We start from the raw sequence: 2,519 nt of genomic DNA on the forward strand, positions 1-2,519 counted from the left end.
CAGAAAGTCGGGACAGGGCATTGCCACGACTCTAAACGGACACGGATCGACCGTAAGACTACAAAGGATAGCAAGTTGAAATGATGTGTCAAGAATCCCCACGCCTTCAGGCTGGGGAGTATGTCAATACTCTGATCGGACACTCTGGCTGCGGCAAGTCAACACTGTTAAATATGGTGTCGGGTTTTAGCCATCCCAGCGAGGGCACGGTGTCGATTAACGGCCAGCGGATTGTCAAGCCTGGTCCCGATCGCATGGTAGTGTTTCAGGGTTACGCTTTGTTGCCTTGGCGGACTGTGTTTGAAAATGTTTACATTGCCGTTAATGCTGTTTTTCCTGACAAGTCGAAGGTCGAAAAAAATGCGATCGTCAACGAGCATTTGGCGATGGTGGGATTGACTGAAGCTGCAGAAAAAAGACCGCCGCAAATTTCCGGCGGTATGAAACAGCGGGTTTCGATCGCCCGCGCTTTGGCAATTCGCCCCCAGGTGCTGATTTTAGACGAACCGTTTGGTGCTTTGGACGCAATTACTAAGGAGGAATTGCAGGAAGAGTTGCTGAAAATCTGGAACGATCACCGCTGTACGGTGTTGATGATTACTCACGATATCGACGAAGCGCTGTTTTTGGCCGATCGGCTGGTGATGATGACTAACGGCCCGTCAGCGACGATTGGGGAGGTTCTGGAGATTCCTTTTCCGCGTCCGCGCGATCGGGTGCAAATGATGGAAGATCCGGAATACTACAACTTGCGGAACTACGCCCTAGACTTCCTCTTCCGCCGCTTTGCTCACGATGAAGATGCTTGATCGGTTGGGTAATGAAAGTTACAAATGGGCAATGCTGGACAATTGAAGCCCCAGCATTTCCCCAATTTCAGGGGAACATCGCTGCGGGTGAGATGTCGCTGGTGCGATCCTCTTCGAGGGCTTCGCTAACGGGTAAACTGGAGCTTAATTGTTGGGAATAAGTTTTTCGACAAAGTTCGGATCTTTTTCTCAACTTTTACGTCTATCCGCTAAGAGACCCGATTGCCTAGCTGTCCGTAAGCTGGCATGAATTTAGCCCAACTTTGACTGAAGGTGGGCTTCTTTCTTATGTTATTCACAGTTTTTGCTAAATTGACGCTTGGTGCATTCCACCCTTTTAACTGGCACAGGCCCAATGTTGATTAGTGTTTTATCGATTAATATTTTGCCAATCTAGCAGTTATTTGTACGGAAACGGCACTGCCCTGTCCGGCGCTGGACTCTGCAACTTTTAACAACATAATCGGGTAGGGAAACGGCACTGCCGTGTCCGGCGCTGGACTCTGCTTTTAACAACATAATCGGGTAGGGAAACGGCACTGCCGTGTCCGGCTGGACTCTGCTTTTAACAATTGGCCTCAGATTGATGATTGTAGCTTTTTTAAATTAGTATTACTCAAGTTTGCACCGAAAACTCCTCTGAGTCAATATCCCAATTTACCCAGCGAATTGCCTCTTTAGCAGATGTCACATCTGGCGGAACTCGCAAAACATGAATGTGTCCGGTGCTCGGACAAATCATTTTTAACAGATAAATATCTTCTTTTTTCGGAGCATCATCATCGTCCTCGAAATCATCAGGATCGAAGCCATCAATATCAGCATCAATTTTGAGCAGCGTGTATTCTTTCCAGCAATCTAACTCTTTTGCTTGCAGTTCCGAGCAAATTCTAGCATAACCAATTCCCTGAATTAATACTCGTCTTAATTCAGCATTTTTTTCTTCTAAAAGCCATTGTGCTTGCCACAGATTGGGGTGAATTTGTCCGTATTTTTCAGGTAATGTTACACCGTGGTAGGAATAGATTTTGTAACCGTCGGGAAATTCCAGTGCAGGTTCCCCTTCTGCGTGGAGGCGGTATTCGCTGTCAAGGCTAAGCTGACAAGGGCGCGAGCACACAATGCAGGTATCATCTAACAAAATAATCCAGCCGCATTCTGCTAAAAGCTGGTTCAGGCATTCAAAAACTTTCTGTGCTTCTGGTTTGATAATAATGCCCAAGGAAACACAGAATTCAGCAACACCGAGAGCCTCAACCAAGTATTTCGGAGTAAATATTGACTTTGAATATTTCCAATAATTGGCAAAGTCTGTGTTAAATTGTTGTTCTAGCTGTTCCTCCCATATACTTAACTCCGAAAGTTCTTGCCGCAATTCTGTTATCAAGAAAAAGGGGTGCAGCGCATCTTCTACCCGTTTTTTTAGTCGCTTTATCAAATCAGTGTCATTGGATCTTTTCAGCGGTATTTGTGCTACCCCTCCGTTGGGGCTACTGCAAAAAGTTATTTCAGAGGCTTTTAAACCCAGGATCTCGCAGACAGACTTAACGGCGGCTGCGGCTTTGGGGTTAGAGATGGGTTTGGTAGAGTTGACGATAGTTCCCCACTTTTGACGACACGCTTCGATTAGAGCCTTATGTTCAGGTTTAAAATTTACATTCAGAGAAGTCAAATTAGTCAGAGATTGCAGGGGTGTGATGTCTGATATTT

The 2,519-nt window shown here is 46.0% G+C and carries 2 protein-coding genes; one reads left to right on the forward strand and one right to left on the reverse strand.

Annotated features, from left to right (window positions below):
* Positions 1 to 80 precede the first annotated feature (80 nt).
* Positions 81 to 809: a nitrate ABC transporter ATP-binding protein gene (locus tag WBA89_RS29645; RefSeq protein ID WP_424411229.1), complete on the forward strand. Its 729-nt coding sequence runs from the start codon at positions 81 to 83 to the stop codon at positions 807 to 809.
* 616 nt (positions 810 to 1,425) lie between these two features.
* Here WBA89_RS29645 and WBA89_RS29650 read toward each other — a convergent pair.
* A complete protein-coding gene (locus tag WBA89_RS29650) occupies positions 1,426 to 2,517 on the reverse strand; it encodes a DUF6745 domain-containing protein (protein ID WP_424411231.1) in 1,092 nt (363 codons plus the stop codon).
* Positions 2,518 to 2,519 lie beyond the last annotated feature (2 nt).

Origin of the sequence: Microcoleus sp., assembly GCF_049646505.1 — a bacterium.
Taxonomy (GTDB): domain Bacteria; phylum Cyanobacteriota; class Cyanobacteriia; order Cyanobacteriales; family Microcoleaceae; genus Microcoleus.